Annotated in this window: 15 protein-coding genes; all 15 read right to left on the bottom strand. The window is 70.7% G+C overall.

The features are described from left to right. Nucleotides 1-2: 2 nt before the first annotated feature. Complete coding sequence (locus DXT68_RS02555; protein WP_156149308.1) at nucleotides 3-764, bottom strand: hypothetical protein; 762 nt, start codon at nucleotides 762-764, stop codon at nucleotides 3-5. After that, entirely contained in the window at nucleotides 761-1,624 is an 864-nt protein-coding gene (locus tag DXT68_RS02550; RefSeq protein WP_045254920.1) for a hypothetical protein, read from the bottom strand. Before DXT68_RS02550 ends, DXT68_RS02555 begins: the two co-directional genes overlap by 4 nt. A 33-nt stretch (nucleotides 1,625-1,657) precedes the next feature. After that, nucleotides 1,658-3,385, bottom strand: coding sequence for a type VII secretion target (locus tag DXT68_RS02545; protein WP_045254921.1), 1,728 nt, complete (start codon nucleotides 3,383-3,385; stop codon nucleotides 1,658-1,660). Nucleotides 3,386-3,401: 16 nt separating this feature from the next. Beyond that, nucleotides 3,402-4,145, bottom strand: coding sequence for a hypothetical protein (locus tag DXT68_RS02540; RefSeq protein ID WP_156149309.1), 744 nt, complete (start codon nucleotides 4,143-4,145; stop codon nucleotides 3,402-3,404). Nucleotides 4,146-4,237: 92 nt separating this feature from the next. After that, a complete protein-coding gene (locus DXT68_RS02535) occupies nucleotides 4,238-5,527 on the bottom strand; it encodes a S8 family serine peptidase (protein ID WP_052677809.1) in 1,290 nt (429 codons plus the stop codon). Next, on the bottom strand, nucleotides 5,527-6,843 hold the full coding sequence (gene eccB, locus DXT68_RS02530) for a type VII secretion protein EccB (protein WP_045254923.1): 1,317 nt from the start codon (nucleotides 6,841-6,843) through the stop codon (nucleotides 5,527-5,529). Before eccB ends, DXT68_RS02535 begins: the two co-directional genes overlap by 1 nt. Before the next feature lie 3 nt (nucleotides 6,844-6,846). Further along, complete coding sequence (gene eccD, locus DXT68_RS02525) at nucleotides 6,847-8,199, bottom strand: type VII secretion integral membrane protein EccD (RefSeq protein WP_045254924.1); 1,353 nt, start codon at nucleotides 8,197-8,199, stop codon at nucleotides 6,847-6,849. A gap of 76 nt (nucleotides 8,200-8,275) precedes the next feature. Continuing rightward, the gene (locus DXT68_RS02520; protein ID WP_045255008.1) at nucleotides 8,276-8,992 is read right to left on the bottom strand and encodes a hypothetical protein; all 717 of its coding nucleotides are present in this window, start codon (nucleotides 8,990-8,992) and stop codon (nucleotides 8,276-8,278) included. Next, on the bottom strand, nucleotides 8,989-10,728 hold the full coding sequence (locus DXT68_RS02515; protein ID WP_045254925.1) for a protein kinase domain-containing protein: 1,740 nt from the start codon (nucleotides 10,726-10,728) through the stop codon (nucleotides 8,989-8,991). The genes DXT68_RS02520 and DXT68_RS02515 overlap by 4 nt, the downstream gene beginning before the upstream one ends. Further along, on the bottom strand, nucleotides 10,725-12,380 hold the full coding sequence (locus DXT68_RS17135) for an FHA domain-containing protein (protein WP_244918554.1): 1,656 nt from the start codon (nucleotides 12,378-12,380) through the stop codon (nucleotides 10,725-10,727). The genes DXT68_RS02515 and DXT68_RS17135 overlap by 4 nt, the downstream gene beginning before the upstream one ends. 1 nt (nucleotide 12,381) lies before the next feature. Beyond that, complete coding sequence (locus DXT68_RS02505; RefSeq protein WP_045254927.1) at nucleotides 12,382-13,194, bottom strand: PP2C family protein-serine/threonine phosphatase; 813 nt, start codon at nucleotides 13,192-13,194, stop codon at nucleotides 12,382-12,384. After that, complete coding sequence (locus tag DXT68_RS17305; RefSeq protein WP_045254928.1) at nucleotides 13,191-14,732, bottom strand: RDD family protein; 1,542 nt, start codon at nucleotides 14,730-14,732, stop codon at nucleotides 13,191-13,193. The genes DXT68_RS02505 and DXT68_RS17305 overlap by 4 nt, the downstream gene beginning before the upstream one ends. Then, complete coding sequence (locus DXT68_RS02495) at nucleotides 14,729-17,122, bottom strand: transglutaminaseTgpA domain-containing protein (protein ID WP_115760441.1); 2,394 nt, start codon at nucleotides 17,120-17,122, stop codon at nucleotides 14,729-14,731. The genes DXT68_RS17305 and DXT68_RS02495 overlap by 4 nt, the downstream gene beginning before the upstream one ends. Beyond that, nucleotides 17,119-18,381: a DUF58 domain-containing protein gene (locus tag DXT68_RS02490; RefSeq protein ID WP_045254929.1), complete on the bottom strand. Its 1,263-nt coding sequence runs from the start codon at nucleotides 18,379-18,381 to the stop codon at nucleotides 17,119-17,121. Before DXT68_RS02490 ends, DXT68_RS02495 begins: the two co-directional genes overlap by 4 nt. Nucleotides 18,382-18,391: 10 nt before the next feature. Beyond that, on the bottom strand, nucleotides 18,392-19,354 hold the full coding sequence (locus DXT68_RS02485) for an AAA family ATPase (protein WP_045254930.1): 963 nt from the start codon (nucleotides 19,352-19,354) through the stop codon (nucleotides 18,392-18,394). Between the last annotated feature and the right edge of the window lie 2 nt (nucleotides 19,355-19,356).

Genomic DNA, 19,356 nt, shown 5'->3' with positions numbered 1-19,356 from the left:
GATCAGGATCCCACGCCCACCAGCGCGTCCTGCGCGATGAACGCGTCGAGCACTTCGAGATCGTCGGCCGTGACGATGCGCGCGCCCACCGCATGCTCGACGAGACGCGAACGCGCCGAATCCGGCAGTCGCCCCTCCGCGTCGCGCTGCAGGCCTCGGATGCCGCGTCGGGAGAACTTGTCGCACAGACTGCCCACGCGACGTTCGAGCTTCTCGAACGACCAGCGCAGCCGATGCGCCGCCTGGTCGAGATCGGGCAGCTCCGCAGCGCCCGGGACGTTCAGCCGCAGCATGGGCTCGGCGAGAGCCGTCAGCAGGATGCGCTGCATCGGCGAGAGCAGATCAGCGACGCCCGCACCGCCCGACGGCTGAGACCACAGTGTCGAGACCTCGTAGAACGGCGACTCTGCGGTCAACGAGAACTCGTAGGTCGTGGATCCGGCGGTGAACATCACGACCGTGGTCGCGAACACCAGCGGCATCGACGCTCCCGGCGCCAGCCACGACTGCGCCATCCCGTCGGCCGACGCCACGGATGCCGTCAGACCCGACCCGACGTTCGTCAGTCGCCAGATGCCCTCGCGCTGCTCGATCTCGAGGAATCGCCGATGCACGTACTGATTCTCGTCGAACGACAGATCGGCACTGCGACCCAGGACGAAGGTGCTCCCCGCGGGGATCTCCTCGCGTCGATCGCCGAACTGCAGCACCAGTGCACCGCCCACCGCAGCGCCCCCCGACCCTCCCACGTCGACCACGGTCATGCTGCCGTGTGACGGGGCCACGCCCCACCGGGGAACGCGCTGACGGCGCCGAGTTCGGCCGTCACCTGGGTCATGAAGTCGGCAGCAGCCTGGTTGGCCGTCAGGATGATGTTCACCAGGCCGATGACATCGGCGATGAACGCCAGCACCTCGACGATGATCGTCGCCACACCGCCCGGCGCCCCGAACACCGAGACGATCTCAGCGATGCCGAGCGCGACGCCGATCGCCGTGGTGATGGCCGCGATCGAGAAGGCGACCCAGAAGTCGACGATCGCGTCGGCGAACGTGTTCAGCTGCTCGTCGATCATCGTGCACTTGGCGTAGATGCTGTCGGACGCCGGATTCTGCAGCTCCACCCGTGCCGCGTAAGCGTTGTGCGCCGCACCCTCCCAGTGCCCCGTGCTCGGGAGCGCGGAGAGGACGACCGTCGAGGTCGCGACGGTGGCCGGCGTGCCCACGTTCTGCACCCAGCTCACGCCGGTCTGACGCAGCGTGGTGGGGCTGCCGACATAGGCGAAGATCTCGGTGGTCCGCTGGATCGCCTCGTTGACCTTCTCGAACATGCGCTGGATCAGCTGGTTGATCCGGTCGATCAGATCGCCGATGAACGGGATGTGACTCGCGAGCTCGAGCACCTCGTTGATGAGGCCGACGACGGAATCCGCGCCGTCGACGAACTCCTGGAACTTCGAGCGCGAGCGTTCGACGTCGCCGGCGTTGTCGCGACCGCCATGGCTTCCGGAGGAGCCGTGGCTCCCCGACGGGCCGTGGCTTCCCGACGGACCGGGCGACGAGTTGCCGCTGGGGGCGTCAGGACGCGGGCGGGGAGGGGACGGAGGAGAGGGGAGCCTAGCCATGATGTCGTCTTCTTCCAGTCGTGAGGTCGGGGATCAGCTGTTCAGCCGGGTCTGCCAGGACGGTGCCGGTTGCGGCTGGGACTCGGCACGGAACTCATCCGCGTCGAACTCCTTCAGGATCGAGGGACCACCGTCGCCGTCGATCACGGGAGTCGGCGCATCGCCTCCGATGCCGTCGACCACGGGAGTCTCGGTGCCATCCGTGACTCCGGTGCCATCCGCACCATCCGTGACTCCGGTGCCATCGGTGACACCGGAACCGTCGGTGAACCCGGTGCCGTCAGTTCCGTCGGTGCCGTCCGTGACGCCGGTGCCATCCGTGACCCCGGTGCCGTCAGTTCCGTCGGTGCCATCCGTGACGTCGGCGCCGTCGGTGCCGTCGACACTTCCGTCGGTCGTCGGCGTCGAGCCGTCTCCGTCCGTCTCCGAACCGCCGTCGGTGATCACGTCGGAATCGACCTGCGACCCGGTGCCCGTGGAGTCGGTGCCTGCGGCTTCGTCACGAAGCTGCGCGGCCTGGTCGCGCAGGTCGGCCGCCTTGTCACGCAGCTCTGCGGCATCCTCGCGCGCATCGGTCATCTCTTCCATGGCCTCGTCGCGGGTGTCCTCGAGCGTCTCGATCTGCTCGCGGATCTCCGCGGCCTCCGCCCGCTGGGCTGCCGCGTCGGCGCGCACGGCGGCCGACTCGGAGCGACTCTGCAGCGCTCCGGCCGAGTCGCCGGCCTGCTCCTGCTGCGTCGCCTTCAGATCGAGCTCGGTCGCCCGACGCTCGCCGTCCGTGGCGCTGCGGTCGAGCTCTGCAGCCCGGTCCTCGAGCGCGTCGATCTGCTTGTCGATCGTCTCGACCTGCTCCTGAGCCTTCTCGGCGTGCTGATCGGCCTGATCGGCCTGCCGGTCGAGCGCGTCGGCGCGACCGTCGATCCTGTCGGCCTTGGCATCCGCCTCGGCACGGGCCTCGTCGTCGCCGGTCTCACCGTCGGTGTCACCGTCGACTCGCGGGTCATCGATCTGCGGGTTCTCGCCGCCACCGCCGCCGACACTTCCGCCGCCGCCGGTTCCGCCTCCCGGTCCCCCGCCCGTTCCGCCGCCCGAGCTGGCACCGTCTCCGCCAGTCGAACCGCCGTTGGTCGACGGCACCTCGGTGTCGATGGGGCGGTCCTCGGCCCTGGCGGAGTCGATATCGGTCTGTTCGTACGCCTCAGCCGTGAGCCTGAGCGAGGCGGCGAATCCGGCCAGAGCGTCGGGCGCCGTGCCGAGCAGCTGCGCCATGGTCGCCTGGAACGTGTTGTACGCCGCCGATGCCTGGCCTCCGATGAACGAGAAGGCGGATGCCGGGATGGTCAGGCCCTCCGCTGCAGAGGTGATGCTGCCGTACGAGCTCGCTGCGGAATCGAAGGCATTCGCGTCCTTGTGCAGGTACTCCGTCTCGACGTCGACTTCACCCTCGCCGCCGAACGACGACGCACCCGGCTGCGGGGGCGGCTCGGGCAGGATCGATTCGCCCGGGGTGTCGTCGAGCGGAGCGACCGTCGTGGGCTGCTGAATACCGCCGCCCGACGAGACCCCTCCCCCGCTGCCGCCACCGAGCAGGTGGTTCCCCGCGCTGAACATCTCATCGAGCGGAGTACTGGCGTCGATGACGTTGCCGACGGCACCGATGACGTCACCATCGGCGACGTTGCCCGCGAAATCGACGATCTCGTCGATCGGGTTGAGGGCGTCGGCGACGTCGCCCAGTACATCCGGAATTCCGAATCCCATTGTCGTTCTCCCTGACTCAGCGGATAGCGCCCATGCGGCGCATCAGTTCCTGGGGGTTGTGCGCGAGCTGCATGAGCTGCTCGATCGCGGGGAACCCCTCGTACTTGTTCTCACGTTCGCGTGCCGACATGGCCATGACGTTGTTCAGCGCCCGCACGACCTCTTTCTCGATCACTTCGTCGTTCGTGTTGCGCACCCAGCGCTCGTCGACCTTGACCGCGGTGATGGTGTCTCCCTCGCGGGTGACCATCACCGTCTTCGCGGCGTTGACCCCGTCTCGCTCCTGACGCGCGCGCTGCGCACGGTGGGCCAGGAACTCCTGCTGCTGGGCGTCGGCCGCGGCGTACATGTCACGCAGCTGCTCCCGCGCGTCGATGCCCCACGACACGCTCGGGTCGCCGAGCTGCACCGGAGCCGGTTCAGGCAGCGGAGCCGCCTCGCCCTGTTCGGCGGTCTCGGAATAGGCCTTCATCCACTGGCCCGCGCGCTGACCGATCGCGTCCTGGTAGCAGGTGCTGATGACGGGTCCGAGTGCGTCCTCGCCGATCGTGTCGCGCCAGTCCTCATCGAGCGCGAGGGACTGCACAGCGCCGTTCGCCGCGAGAGTGAGTGTGATGGCGCCGGCGTCGTCTGTGACCGTGACCGGGGCCAGCTGCTCTGACGCCGACGCGAGCGAGCGCAGCTCGTGCTGCAGTTCACCCGCCGTCTGGCGCAGTTCCGCCATGAGGCGATTGGCATCCGCCATATCCATGCTGACCATGCGCTCCTCTTCCGTAGACCTTTGACCTCATCCTACGAAGCGAGGCGTCACGACCATAGGGGGAGAAGTCCCCATAGCGTCGCGCTCGCTGCTCACGTCGCGGTGCTGCGGGCCCGTCCTCGCGCCAGCAGGAGCATGATCGCGGAGATCGTCGCGGCGCCTCCGAGCGCCCATCCGACGATCGCACGCGCGGGGTCGAGCGGATCCGCATCCGGCTCGATCGAGATGGTCCTGGTGACCTCGGGTTCCGGCTCGCCCGCCGGGTGCGCCGGGGACGGCGGACCGGGAAGCGTGCCGTCATCGACCAGAGCCAGCGCCTCGGCGGGGCGCACCTCGCCCCACCCGACCGTGTCGGTGGGCTCGGTCGGCGAGACGCGCATCGCCGACTGCAGCAGACGGAACGCCCACTGATCGGGAGTCTCGTCGGGGTAGCGCGCGGCGACGAGAGCCGCGGCCCCAGAGATCACGGCCGTCGCGTAGCTCGACGACGCCGAGTCGCCGTTGAACACGCAGTCACCGCCCGAGATGTATGCCGAGGGCATCGACTGCCCGGGCGCCGCGATGTCGACGTGGGAGCCGGAGTATGACGAGTCCGGATCCCACGTGCCGTCCTTCAGCACCGCCGAGACGGCGAGCGCGCCGGTCAGCTCTCCGGGATAGAAGTGCTCGGGATCGGGGCGGTTGGCGTTCGCGGTGTTGCGGTTTCCCGCGCTCGCGATCACCAGCGCCCCCCGCGCATGGGCGTAGGAGACGGCGCCGGCGTAGAGGTCGGCGGACTGATCGTCGGAGAGCGAGACGTTGATGATCTGCGCACCATGGTCGGCGGCCCAGCGGATGCCGGCGGTCACCGATGCCGCCGACGGTCCGGCGATGTCCCGCGAGGACTGCCCGTCTTCCGGCGCGGCCTGGAACGCGCGGACCGGCATGATCCGCGCCTCGGGCGCGATCCCGACCACGCCCGACCCCTCGACTTGCCGCGCGGCGATGAGGCCCGCGATCGCCGTGCCGTGCCCGAACAGATCGTCATCGGCGGGAGCGGTGCCGTCGCCGAACGTGCTCGCGCCCGGCACGAGGGCTCCCGCGAGGTGTGCGTTGCCCGCCTCGACACCGGAGTCGACGACGGCGACCGTGACGCCCGCGCCGCGACTCAGCGTCCACGCGGCCTCGAGGCCCAGCCGGTCGACGAGATAGCTCGTTCCCGAGACGAGCACGCGGTCACCCGGGGTGCACTGCTCACCCGCATCGATCGACGGCGTCGAGGTCGATGCTGCGGCCGTCGGCATCGATGCCACGGCCGCACCGGGGGCAGCCAGCATCCCCGAGCCCAGCACTGCGGCCACGCCGAGCGCCGCCGCTGCCCTCCGCACGGTGCGCAGACCCATCAGCCGCCCTGCCCCGACGTCCTCTGCGCGATCGTGCGGCTGAGGGTGGGGCCCTGCTCGAGCAGCTGCGTCCAGGCGGCGGGAACGGTGAGCGAGCTCTCGGTCGAATACCCGAGCAGAGCGAGATCCTCAGCGGTCTCCACGGGGAAGTACACGCCGGACTCGGCGACGAAGCCGTACGTGGCTCCCTCGCCGCTCGATCGCGCCGTGATCGCCGCACCCGCACCGGGGGTCACGCTCGTTCCCAGCTCGGTGTCGTCGGGTGTGGCCGTCACCGACACCACGGGGCCGTCGGCGCTCGGCGTCATCTGCAGGCAGGCCGTCTCTCCGCCGTCGGCCGACGACGACGAGACGGTCCGCGGCCAATCGGCCGGGATCGCGTCGGAGTTCACGTCGGCGAGGTCGGTCGCCTCGGCGACCGTCATCACGACCGGCTCCATGCCCACATAGGCGGTGAGGAGCTGCCGGGCGAACGGCGTCGCCGGAACGAGGCGACCGTCGCCGTCGGCGATGTACTCGTTGACGACGTCGCCGTCGGACTGCGTCTGCACGGCCTGGCCCACGACGAGACCGGCAGCGCCGGCATTCTCTCCGAGCTCCGCGCCGAGGTTCACCTCGAGCGGCGACCCCGGGGTGACCAGATTCAGCCACAGGGCCGAGACCGTCGGCACGGAGTCGACGTCGTCGATCCCGAGGAACACGCTCGCCACGACCGCGACGTTGTCGTCGCTGACCGCATAGCGCTTATCCCCCTCGACGAACCAGTAGTCGTCGTCGTCGTCCTTCACGAGGGCCGCCTGGTCGGCCGCACCGACCGGATCGTCGAGCAGTCGCGTCGAGATCTCCAGCGGGCTGTCGCTCGCGACGCAGCTGAGCCATGCGCCCTCGTACTGACGGTCAGGAGCGGGCAGATAGTCGGGCGCCCCGTCGATGCCCACCGGCGAGGGATCGCGGCTGATGCCGTCGAGCTTGTTGGCCGGCACCGAGGTGATCTTCGCCGAGCCCACGAGCAGTCGGGCGCTCGCCAGGTTCTTCACCGGGTAGAGCGTGCCGTCGAGAGCCACATAGCGAGATCCCTCGCCCTGCACGACGATGATCGCGCCCTTCTCCCAGTCCTTCGGCAGGCTTCCGGTGAAGGTGCCGATCAGCAGCGAGACGATGATGGTCAGGACTCCGAGGGCGACGCTGACCACGACACCGCGAAGCGGCTTGCCCGGGGCGAGCTCACGACCGCCGGGCGCGCCGCTGACGAACGCGCGCTGGAGACGACGGCGATTGAAGGCCTGCGCCTGCAGCAGCTCTGACTTGGATGCCATGGATCAGAACCAGCCCCCGGTGATGATGGCGAGCGGGAGCAGCAGCGCGATCGTCCCCCACTCGGCGAAGTCCGCGAACCGGGTGAGGCGGATGCGCGTCTTCGGATTCAGCAGCACGACGACGATGATGCAGACGGCGATCGCGGCCAGCCCGATGACCAGGCCGCCGATCCAGTCGGGGTGACTGAGGATCGCCGTGGTCACGCCGAGCGCGACACCCGCGAGCACACCGGAGGACACCGCGACGATGTCGAAGCGCGAATAGACCTGGCGCGTGCCGAGGAACATCCCGATGAAGGTGACCGCGCACAGCAGGAGACCCCAGAAGCCCGAGGCGACGACGGGAGCGGTCGCGACGAGCACGATCACGCACAGCGAGATGCGCAACGAGACCTGGTAGCGGTGGGCGCGGGCGTACAGCCGCGCCACCTCTTCCGGTGAGATGTGCGAGGGCGCGTCATAGACCTCGGACTCGTCGCGCGCCGACACGACGCGCAGCGGCACCGAGGCGAGAGCCACCCACGGGGCGCCGAGCCCCGCGATGCCGGCGACCGCCATGGCCGCGGCGAGTGTGGCGGCGACCGGGGCGGCGAACCAGGAGATGACGGCGCCGATGACGAGCAGCATGCCCCCCACCGCGACCGGGATGAGACTGTACTCGCGCTGACGCTTCAGCGCGAGCAGCGCGACGGCACCGAACGCCAGCATCGCGCCGCCGCCGATCACGAGCGCGAGGCCCCAGCCGTCGGCGTCGGGAAGCAGGGTGTATCCGGCGGCGCCCGCGTAGACCGACGAGACGAGCGCGAGCGACATGGTCGCCTGCTGCGGGGCCGCGGTGCGATCCATCACGAGCGCGCAGATCAGCAGCACGATCGCGGCGGCACCCGCTCCGGCCGCGGTGACGATCGTGCCGGAGTCGACCCAGGCCCAGACCGCGGGAACGAGACCGAGCAGCAGCAGCACCGAGGCGACGACGGTGGCCGTGGTCACCGAGTTCTGCGCCGACCACGACGGCGCGTTGGTCTCGACGGCATCCGCGACGGCCTCGACGAGGTCGTCGTAGCGTTTGGCGAGCGCGGGCGCCGTGCCCTGCTCGAGCACGAGGAAGTCACCGTCCTGAACGCCCTGGGCTGCCAGCGTGCGGTCGGCCTCCAGCGGCGTGCCGTCGGCGTGCACGAGACGGAACCCTGCGGACGCGGATGCGCCGTCGAGCATGCGCAGACGGCGGGTCAGCGAGGGGAGCACCTCGGCCACCGGGACTCCGCCCGGCACACCGACGTCGATCCGCTCGGACTCCCACTGCACCGAGAGGCGCACGAGCTGCGAGGAAGCGACAGCCGTCGACTGGGGCGACATCAGATCCTGCTTTCGTCAGACACGCGGATTCACACTATCGTGCGTGTGGTCGGCTTGCGGAGGCGGCGCGACCCGCTCACGACTCCTCGTCGTCCTCGAGGTCGTCGATCGGGGCATCGAGCTGCGCCAGGTCGTCGCGGGTCACCAGACGGCTCGAGACCGCGTACTCGACCAGACGCGCCTTGCGGTTCATCGCGAGCTTGCCCTGCCCGCCCCGCATGCCCTGCAGGCCGATGCGGTCGAACTTGTCGCACACGTTGTCGAGCTTGCGGTTGAACTGGGTGCTCGTCCATCCCAGACGCGCGGCGGCCTGCGCCGAGCTGGGGATCTCGCTCGCCCCTGTGCCGTCGCGCTTCAGCGCGGGCTCGGCGAGCGCGAGGATCAGCAGTCGCTGTCGCGCGGTCAGCGGCACGTGCCCGATCGTGGACTGCCCGTCCTCCGCGTTCTCGCGGGGGTCGAGGTGAAAGGTGGGGCCCTTGGAGTGGATCGTGAGCTCGTAGGTCACCGGCCCGGCGGTGAAGACGACGGTGGTCTGCTCGAACACCACGGGCAGCCGGGCGCCGGGGGCGAGCCAGGCGTTCACTCCGCCCGACGAGTCCGTCACCGTCGCGGTCAGACGGGACCCGACGTTCGACAGCCACCACAGGCCGTCCTTGTCGGCGATCTCGAGGAAGTGGCGATGCAGGAAGAGATTGTCGTCGAGTTCGAGGTCACCCTGGCGGCCGACGTAGAACGGCTCCCCCGGTGTCAGCTCGAAGTACTCTCCGGCGAATTCGACAGTGATCTCCATCAGCCCACACACCCCCTGATCGGCTCGGGCGAAGATCGCCCGTCAGCCCGTTTGATGAGCACCTCGATGCAGGTGCGTCCCGAACGATCCCCCTCCAGAGTGACGTCGGTCTGTTCAACGATATGCGCTTCCTGCGGTCCGTCCAGCGTCACCTCGTACCAGATGTACGAGTCGTCGGGCTGCGGGTCGGGATTCGTCCAGGTGAAAGCGACGACTCCGGCCGTGTTCGTCCCCTCGAGATCCTCCGCCTCGGGCACCGGGCCGGAGACGAGCGGATCCTGCGGATCGGGCGCCTGCGCGGTCTGCTCCGGAGTCGGCACGAGCGAACCGGCGAGACTGCTCACGAGGACGACCCCCGCCACCACCGATGCCGCGGCGACCACTCCGAGCACCCAGACCCACCAGGGCATGCGGGAGCGGGGTGCGGCCGGTGCGTCCGCTGCGGTCGACGGCGTCGCGGGCGCATACTGCGGGGTGCCCGGATGCCGCGCGTCGTGGGGTGCCGGGGTGCCCGGGAACGGCGGTGCGCCCGCGCCCGGGGCGGTCTGCGGATGCGGCGACCACGGCGCGTCGGGGGTGACGACGGTCGGACCGCGCACCGCCGTGATGTCGTCGTCGAACGGCGGCGGCGTCATGCCGGGCACAGGCGCGACGGGTGCGGCCGGTGCGGCCTGTACGCGGTGCTGGGTCTCGGCGAGCGCATCCGACGCGGGCGGGCGATCGAACCGCGGCACGTCGACGGCACCCACCGGATGCTTGCGCTGCGTCGTCGCCGACGGACGAGTGGCGGTGGGGCTCTCGGGACTGATCGAGTGCACGTCGCGCACTCTCGTGAGCCCGTCCCCATCGTCGCCCGGCGTCTCGTCGACCGGATGCTCGTCGACGATGTCGATAGTCGTCACCGAGTGCGAGAGCTCGATCTGCACCTTCTGCAGGGCGCGCGCGAACGCGACAGCACTGGGATACCGATCATCCGGGTTCTTCGCCATCGCCCGCTCGAGCACTCGCTGCAGGCTCTCCGGCGAATCCGGGCGGCCGAGCTGCGGCACCGCCGCCCGCTCGATGCGTTCGATGAGATCGGCACCGGTGTTCCGCTCGCCGGGTCGCTCGAACGGCGAGCGTCCGGCCAGCAGGGTGAACAGCGTCGCCCCCAGCGCCCAGACGTCGGTGCGCGGGCCGCTCTTGGGCGGATCGGCGAACGACTCGGGCGGCGACCAGGGGATCGACATCCCCGAGGACTCGGTGGCTGCGGCCGTGGTCGACGCGATGCCGAAATCGGTGAGAGCGGGCCGGTTGTATTCGGTGACGAGGATGTTGGCCGGTTTGATGTCGCGATGCAGAACGCCGGCCCGGTGCGCGGTCTCGACAGCGCCGGCCACCTGGATGCCCACGCGCAGCGTCTCTGCGACCGAGAACTGCTCGCGTCTGGCCCGCACCTGCAGGTTCGGCCGGGGGCAGAACTCCATGACCAGGTACGGCCGGCCGTCGCCGGCGACCCCCGCCTGGTAGATCGTCACGATCGCCGGATGGGTCGACAGCATCGCCATGACGTTCGCCTCGTCGGTGAACTCCTGCGCCGCGCCGGTCTCGAGACGATCGGCCAGCAGGACCTTCACCGCCACCCGGCGGCGGGGCATCTGCTGCTCGTAGAGGAACACGTCGGCGAAGCCGCCGGTTCCGAGGTGCTCGAGATAGCGGAATCCGGGAAGCTGCGGCGGCGGCGACGGCCGGCGGCTCACGGGATGTCCTCGAAGAGGACCGTCACCCCGTCTCCCAGGTCGACGACATCGCCCGACAGCACCAGGGTCTGCTCGCCCGGGTGCAGGCGCATCGGCTCGGCTCCCGGCCGCACGAGGGTGGAGCCGTTCGTCGTGCGCAGGTCGATGACGACGACCGTGCCGGCGTCGGGTCGGATCTCGAGATGATTGCGGGAGATGTCCTGCTGCGGGCTGTCGACCGCGACGAGGTGCGGGAGGTCGTGTCCGCTCGCCCTGGTCGAGCGCGGTCGGCGCCCGATGATGACGGTGCGGTCGAGCTCGACGACCTGCCCCGAGGACACCCGGATGCGGCCGTGACCGGAGGGGACCGCCGCGAGGACCTGCGTGGCGACGTCATCGGAGGCCGCCTGCCGACGCCGGAGATCGTCGAGCTCGGCCGAGGTGATCGTGGCTCCGTCGTGATCGCCCAGAGCGGGCACCGGTGCCACCCTCGCGACGGGAGGCGCCGCCGGGGCAGCGGTCCCTTCGGATCCGCCCTGCAGCGTCTCGTCGAAGAGCTGCTCGATCTCGTCGACGTCGTTCTGCGGCGCGAAGCTCTGCCGCGGCGGCTCCCAGGTGTGTTCGTCGAGGCCGTCCTCGTCCGAGACGGTGTGGCCCGCGACGGTCTCGCCCGCGATGGTCTCGTCGGAGACCTCGTCGTCGGAGACCTCGTCGTCGGAGACGGCCTCGCCGGAGACAGTCTCGCCGGGAAGCGGAGGCGGGGGCAGGACGGGCACGGCCGGGACAGCAGGGATCGCGGGAGGCGGGGAGATGGACCCCGCGCCGCCAGCAGGCTCGGCCGGCGCCGCGACGATGGTCTCCTCAGGGAAGGACTCGTCGTCGGCGGACTCCTCCGACCCGTCCTTCGCGGACTCCTCCGGCTCCTCCGCAGAGGGCTCCTCCGCGGAGGGCTCGACGGCGGCAGGCTCGTCGACGTCCGGCTCCTCCGGCTCGCCCGACTCCTCCGGCGCATCGGTCTCGCCCGACTCGGACTCCGTCTGCTGCGGCTGCGGCGCCGGTGTCGCGACGCCGGGGATGTCGGGGACGCCGTCGACACTCGGCGACGACGGCACGCCGAAGAGCGCCAGCGCGGGCGCCGCGCCTCCGGCGAGCGCGGCGGCGGAGGCACCCGACTCGACCCGATCGATCTGCGGAGTCGCCCCGAGCGCCACCGCGATCGGGGCGTCGTCATCGGCCTCGAGCTCGGCGCTCGCGGCGGCCGCACGCACGATGCCGCTCTGCACGGGCAGCATTGCCGCGGCATCCGTCTGCTCCACCGTGACCTCGATGCGCGTGGCGTCGCCGACGAAGTGCTCGCTCCAGGTCGTCACCTCGGCACCCGACAGCTCGAACGAGGCACCGGTCTCGGAGCTGACCCGGGCCACGACCCCGCCGCGCAGTGCGATGCGCACCGCGGATCCCTCGACGACCGCTGCCGCGAACGGCGGCAGGGCGACGAAGGATCCGCCCGCGGCCGTCGTGAGCACGTCCATGACGCTCGCCAGCGTCTTCTCGGCGGGGAGCCTCTCCCACAGCCGCGAGACCAGGTCGTTGTGCACGTCGGGCGGCAGCGCGACGAGAGCCCCCGGAATCACGATCAGGTACCACTGCCCCGGTCGGTAGATCGTCTGCATGTCAGCGAACCCCTCCTGCTGCGCGTGGCAGCGTGTCGACATCGATGTCGAACTCCTCGGACTCGAGTCCCCCACCCGGCCTGGATGAGACTCGGACCGCGTCGACGATCACGACCGTGATGTTATCGTGCCCGCCCGACTGCAGGGCTTCGGCGATCAGGGCGTCGGCGGCGAGCTGCGGATCCGGCACGCGGGAGAGGATCTCGCTGATCCGCTGATCCGAAAGCTCGGAGGTGATGCCGTCGGAGCACACGAGGATGCGATCCCCCTCTTCGGCGGGGAACAGCCAGTAGTCGGCATCACCGGTGCTGCTCCCCCCGATCGCGCGGGTGATGATGTTGCGCCGACGGTCGGTCGCGGCTTCGGCGGGGGTGAGCTCTCCCGACTCGACGAGCTCCTGCACCACGGAGTGGTCGACGCTGATCTGCTCGAGCTCGCCGTCGGCGAGCCGATAGGTGCGCGAGTCGCCGATGTTGACCGCCAGCCAGTACCCCGTTCCGTCGACGGAGGCCACCATGACGCCACTCAGCGTCGTGCCGGCCCGCCCGTTGCCGCCCGTCGAGAGATCCTCCACCCCGGCCCTCGCGCGGTCGAGAGCGCCGCGAACCTCGCCGAGCGTCAACGAGCTGCGCCCGATGAACGACGAGAACTCCTCGATCACCCTCGCGCTGGCGTGCTCACCGGCCTCGTGGCCGCCCATCCCGTCGGCGACGATGAAGACGGGCGCCTCGGCCAGGAGGGAGTCCTCGTTGAGCGCACGCCGCAGACCGATGTGCGTCGCGGACCCCGACGTGACCACAAGTGCGGACCTCATACGTACCCGCCGATCGTGAGGATCCGGTCACCGATCTCGATCGCATCGCCGAGACGCACGGGAACGCGCTGCCCGGGCGGGCAGTCGATGCGCTCGCCGTCGCGCACGATGGTCATGCCGTTGGTCGAATGCCGGTCGAGAACCCAGCCGCCGGAGACCTCAGCCGCGGCCTCGAAATGGGTCTTCGAGAGCGACAGCGTCTCGTCTCGCACGGTCACCCGCTCCGTGCCGTCCTCATGCGCGGGGTTGCGCCCGAACAGCGTTCGGCGCGAGACGGTCACGCGGGTGCCGTCGTCCCAGGTGAACAGCAGACGATGTCCGGGGATGCTGATGCGCGTCGACTCCAGCTCATCCTCGAGCTGCGCGGGCGTCGAACGCGGCTGCACGATCGTCTCCTCGAAGAGCTCGACGGCGACAGGACCCGAGTCGACGGCGTCGTATGCCCCCGGCGCACCGGGCGTGGCACCTGGGGGATCGACGACCGGAGGCGCGGGGCTCGACGGCACCGCGGAGGCCGCGGCGGTGACGCCGGGGACGAACGCGATCAGCGCGTCGCCTCCGGGCACCGGAGGGGCGGATGCCGGGGTGACGGGCTGACCGGAAGCGTGAGCCTCGGGGCTCACGGGCTCGGGTGCGGGGGACCTCGACGGCAGAGACGGAACCGCGAACGGAGCGCCGCCGGACGGCACGGAGAACGCCGACCCGGTACCCGCCGTCGACGACGCCGACGCGTCACCTGCGAAGGGCGGGGCCGAGACAGCAGGCGGAGTCGAGACAGCGGGCGGAGCCGAGACAGCGGGCGGAGCCGAGAAACCGGAGGTCGCGGGCTCGGCTGACGGAGCCGGCGGAGCCGAGAACGCGGGGGTCGCGGGCCCGGCTGACGGAGACGGCGCGGCCGAGGCCGGGTATCCGGGAGGAGCCGAGACGGTCGCGGCGTATCCGCCGGCCAGCGGAGCCGGAGGGAGCAGCGGCACAGGCGGCGGGCCGACGGTCGTCGGCTGCGCGGGCACGCCGATGCCCCGGCCGGGCGTCGCGGTGCTCTGCGAGGTCCCCGCGCCCGCCTCCGCACGACGGGCCGGCGCAGCCGACGTGCGCGCGTCGAGGACGACCGCCTTCGACACCTTGTCGTGCCATCCCTGGAAGCGCCCGGATCCGTCGAACAGCGGGGTGAAGTACCCGACGACGATGCCGGCCGCCGCCCCGAACACCACGTTGCGCAGCAGCGCCCGGCCGAAGCCGAGCGGGGTGCCGTCGACAGCGGACGCGAGTCGCACGCCCTGCGCACGCATGCCGATCGAGCCGCCGCGCGTCTGCATGAACGTGTAGACGAGGAACCATGCCACCAGCACCAGCAGCACCGCGCCGTACGCGAGGGGCGCCACCACGAGGAGCTCGTCGACGGGCCTCGGTGCGAACGTGATCAGGGCGGCGATCACGACGCCCACCGTGCCGATGGCGCCGGCGATGAGGGCGTCGATCAGGTAGGCGATGGCGCGCCTCGAGACCGGCGCGCTGCTGTCGATCGCGGGCTGGGTCATGATCTCTCGCTCTCGAGGGGGGAGGTGGACGACTGTCGAGTGCTGCGACCGATCGTCTCAGGTCGGTTGCCGCGGCGCGCGATGGCGGCGTCTCGCCACTCGGCGAGCCGTGCGCCGACGGCGGTCCCGCCGAGCAGCGAGCGCAGGCTCAGCCGCGCTCGGAGCCGCCGGAAGAATCCGGCGTCCGCGCCGAGCCCGCCGACGATGACATCGACCTCGGCCCAGAACGCCTCGACGTCTTCGGGTGTGGGATCGTCGGGGCCGAAGATCACGGCATCCGCACGTTCGGCGAGTCGCGCCGCCCGTGGCAGCTCGAGCGTCGCCGCGAGCGTCGCCCCCTCTTCGATCCGCGTGCCGCCCGTGTCGAGCCTCGCGCCGTAGTCGACGGCGCGGTCGGTGACCTCGTCCCAGCCTCCGCTGATGCGATCCGTCGGTTCGGCGGCGTTGCGGCGGGCCCGGCGGGTGGCCGCCTTCCAGGCGCCGACGACGATGAAGGGCGCCGCGACGAGCAGCAGGATGCCCAAGACGATGCCGCCGACGGCGAGGATCACGCCGATCAGCCCCAGGACGTCGAAGGTCTCCTCTTCGCCCTTGCGGTCATCCGGAAGGGTCGGCGGCAGGTCGACCGGCTCCTGCGGAGGAGGCGGCGGCTGCAGCACCTGGGGCTTGGGATCCGCCCTCGGCTTGGTGTTCTGGTCGTTGGGGACCTTGTCTTCAGGGGGCGTCGGGTCGAAGCTCATCCAGCCGATGCCGGCGAAGTTGACCTCCACCCAGGCATGCACGTCGTCGCCGGTGGCGTCGAACGTCGCGTCGCCCGCCCTCTCCTCGTCGGGGTAGTACCCCATGACGACGCGAGCGGGGATGTCGACCTCGCGGGCGAGCAGAGCCATCGCGACCGCGTACTGCTCGTCGTCGCCGATCATCTGGTCGCCGCCGACGAGCGTCGAGATGCGCTCGGCCGTGTGCCCGGCTCGGGAGAGCACCTCACCCTCGAGCCCGTGGCTGAAGAATCCGCCCTCCGCCAGGAAGGTCTCGAGAGCGCGCACCTGCTCGATCGGCGTCTCGGCCCCCGACACGGTCTCGGCCGCGAGCGAGGTGAGCTCCTCCGGCACGTTGCTCTGCGTCGGCAGGGGCACCTTGCCGAAGTCGACGTCTGCGAGCTGCCGGTCTTCGACCGACGCGGGCATGATCGTGTCGACCGTGTAGGTGTCGCCCGAGGCGAGCTTCGAAGTGACCACGGCGGTCCCCGTCGCCGGGTTGTAGAACGCCGACCGGCGCAGCTCATCCGCGCGAGCACCGGTGAATTCGATGTCCGACACCGCACCGGCATCCGGCAGCCAGACACCGGAGTACTCGCCGATATCGAACTTGAGGGTCACCGGCAGGCCCTTCGCATCCGGCGACATGTTCGAGCGCAGCGGAGTGAAGGCACTCGACGAATCGGGGCCGCCGTCGGTGACGTTGTAGACCATCCCGTCGAACTGATCCATGACCCCGATGCGGATCCGCGCGCCCTTGGGCAGCCCCTGCACCGTGAACAGCGTCTCTGCGGACTGGTCGCGCACGTTCTTGCGGAACGACTGCAGCGGGCTCGGGTAGTCCCGCACATCGAACGGCGGGATCACCACATCACGGAACACATGACGGGGCTGCACCGGCTGCGCGACCGCACTCGTCGCGACTCCGGCACCGGCGGCGATCGCGAGCACCGCCGCTCCCGCGAGCAGCCGACGCATCCTCATGCGGGCCGCACGTGCGGGGTTGATCTCGCTCACCGACACGGCGGCGTTGTGCGGGTCCCACAGCTGGCGCAGAGCGAGCCAGGCGATCGCGATCACCGCGAAGACCAGGCCCTGCGCGAGGGGGAACGCCGGTTCCGGTGTTCCGAGCAGGATCACGAGCATCAGCATGGCGCCCGCGGGCAGCAGCGCCCAGGCCACGTTCCGCAGACGCAGAGCGAGGGATGCCGTGAGGACGGTTCCGAAAAGGCCCAGCAGGAACGGAACGAGCAGGTGACCGTCGGACGCGGCCACCGGCGCGACGGTCGTGAGCATCTGCTTCCACGACGTCACCGTGCCCAGCGCGAGGCGCTGCCACGTGTCGAGCGTCGGGATCACCCCGAACAGCGCGGTGTGCGGCAGCGCGAGCGCACCCCCGAGCAGGAAGTAGGCCGCGATCGTGACTCCGGCCGTGAGGAGCATGCCCCAGCCCCGCCACGCGCACACGGCCGCGATCGCGAGCCCGAGCAGGATCCCGCCGACGGCCGCGGGCAGGTAGCTGCCTCCGGCGAACGTCGGCCACATTCCGGCGAGGGCGACACCCCCGAGAACGGCGGCCGCCCCGAGGTCGAGGATCCACCGCCGCAGCGGCAGCGTGACGGCGGCGCTCATGCGAGCACCCGCTGCAGGGCGAGCGGCACCTGCTCGAGCGCACCGACGGTCACGACATCGGCATCGCCGATGCGCCGCAGCGACGGAGCCGTCGCCGCACGATCGGCGACGACGGCGAGAACACGCGCACCGAACGGCAGCCGCGCGCACGCCGAACGCAGGTCCTCACCGCGCACCTTGGATCCGCACACGAGCACCACGATGCTGGCGAGCGGCATGTTGCGGGCGATGACGGCAGAGAGCGCGTCTATGCCGCCGTACCGGGGGCGAGAATGCGTCACGGCCGCCAGCGAGTCGAGAAGCTGCTTGCCGGATCCGGCGGCGAGATCGCGGCCCTGGACCCGCACCTCCACCCTCTGCGAGTCGCGGATCGCCCGCAGACCGATCGAGCCCGCGGCGGAGATCGCCAGCTCGAACTCCTCGTCGTCGGCGTAGTCGGACGCGGCGCGCGACAGGGCGATGACGAAGTGCGAGCGCCGCGTCTCTTCGTACTGCCGCATCATCAGCGTGCCGGTGCGCGCGGTCGAACGCCAGTGCACGTGTCGCAGGTCGTCGCCCGGCTGATACTCCACCAGGGCATGGAACGAGACGTCGTCGCGCGAGAGGTCCGTCGCCGGCATCCCCTCGAGGTCGCGCAGGAATCCGAGCGACTGCCCCTCGAACGCGATGGTGCGGGGGTGCACGTACAGGTCGACGGGGTCGTCACGGCGATGGGCGCGCTCGAACAGTCCGAGGGGATCGCCGCGGACCACGCTCACCGGTCCGACCTTCACGACACCGCGGCGCTGGGTCGGGATGGCGAAGAGCTCTTCGGCCTCCTCCCCCGGCGCGAGGCGCTGGATTCCGAACTCACCGCGACCCGCGCCCACAGGCAGCACGACACGGGAGGGCAGGATCGCACGGCTTCCGTGATTGGCCAGGGTGAGGCCGCCGATCGCGCGCTCGCCGACGACCACCCGGGTGCGCGCGAGGTCGAGCGCGACGTCGTAGGCGGTGCGACCGATGAGGAACAGCGCGCACAGCGCGACGGTGAGCGCGATGACGGCGGCGGCGATCGTGAACTCCGCCCATCCGGCGGACTGTCCGAGGATCCACAGGCCGACCGCCAGCGCCATCAGCACCCAGGCGAGCGGACGGATCGCGTCGGTGACCCTCCGCAGGCGCACGAGCAGGCGCGCGCCGACGACCGCCGCGACGTCACGCCATCGCGCGTCGGCCGTGGGCGGTGCGGGCACCTGAGCGGGAGCCTGGGTGGTCATTCCTGCTGTCCTATCGCGCCTGCGGTGCGGCGATGCGGTCGAGCACGCGGGCGATCACCGTCTCGCCGTTCGTGCCCGAGAACTCCGCCTCGGCGTCGAGCAGCAGCCGGTGCAGCCACACGGGGCGCGCGAGCGTCTTGACGTCGTCGGGCAGCACGTAGTGGCGGCCCTGCGACGCGGCCCACACCTTGGCGATGCGCACCATGGCGAGAGCGCCGCGCACCGAGACTCCGAGTCGGGTCGCCGGGTCGGTTCTCGTCGCCTCCGCGAGCTCGGCGATGTAGCGGAGAACGGCGGGCTCGACGTGCACGGTCGAGGCCAGGTCGGCCATGTCCGCGACCGCCCCGGTGGTGATGACCGGGGTGAGAGCCGCCGACGGGTTGCGCTGGGCGGCACCGGCGAGGATGCTCTCGGTCACCGCCAGGTCGGGGTAGCCGATCGACGACTTGATGAGGAACCGGTCGAGCTGCGCCTCGGGCAGCTTGTAGGTGCCCGCCTGCTCGATCGGGTTCTGCGTCGCGATCACGAGGAACGGTCGACCGGTCTCGTGAGCGGCGCCGTCGACGGTGACGCGCGACTCCTCCATCACTTCGAGCAGTGCGGACTGCGTCTTCGGCGAGGCGCGGTTGATCTCGTCGGCGAGCACGATCGACGCGAAGATCGGGCCCCGGTGGAACTCGAACTTGTGGTTCTGCTGGTCGTAGATCGTCACGCCGGTCACGTCGGACGGCAGCAGATCGGGTGTGAACTGGATGCGCGAGCTCGTGCCCTGCACGGTGGCGGCGAGCGCCTTGGCGAGGCTGGTCTTGCCCGTGCCCGGGGCGTCTTCGAGCAGCACGTGCCCTTCGGCGAGCATCGCCGCCAGAACGAGCGAGACGATCTCGCGCTTGCCCTGCACGGCCCGGTCGACGTTGTCGACCAGGCGGGTGAAGGTGCCGTGGAACCACGCGGCCTGTTCGGAGGTCATTGTCATGC

Source organism: Microbacterium foliorum, from assembly GCF_003367705.1.
Taxonomy (GTDB): domain Bacteria; phylum Actinomycetota; class Actinomycetes; order Actinomycetales; family Microbacteriaceae; genus Microbacterium; species Microbacterium foliorum.
This window is presented reverse-complemented; position numbering and strand designations above follow the sequence as displayed.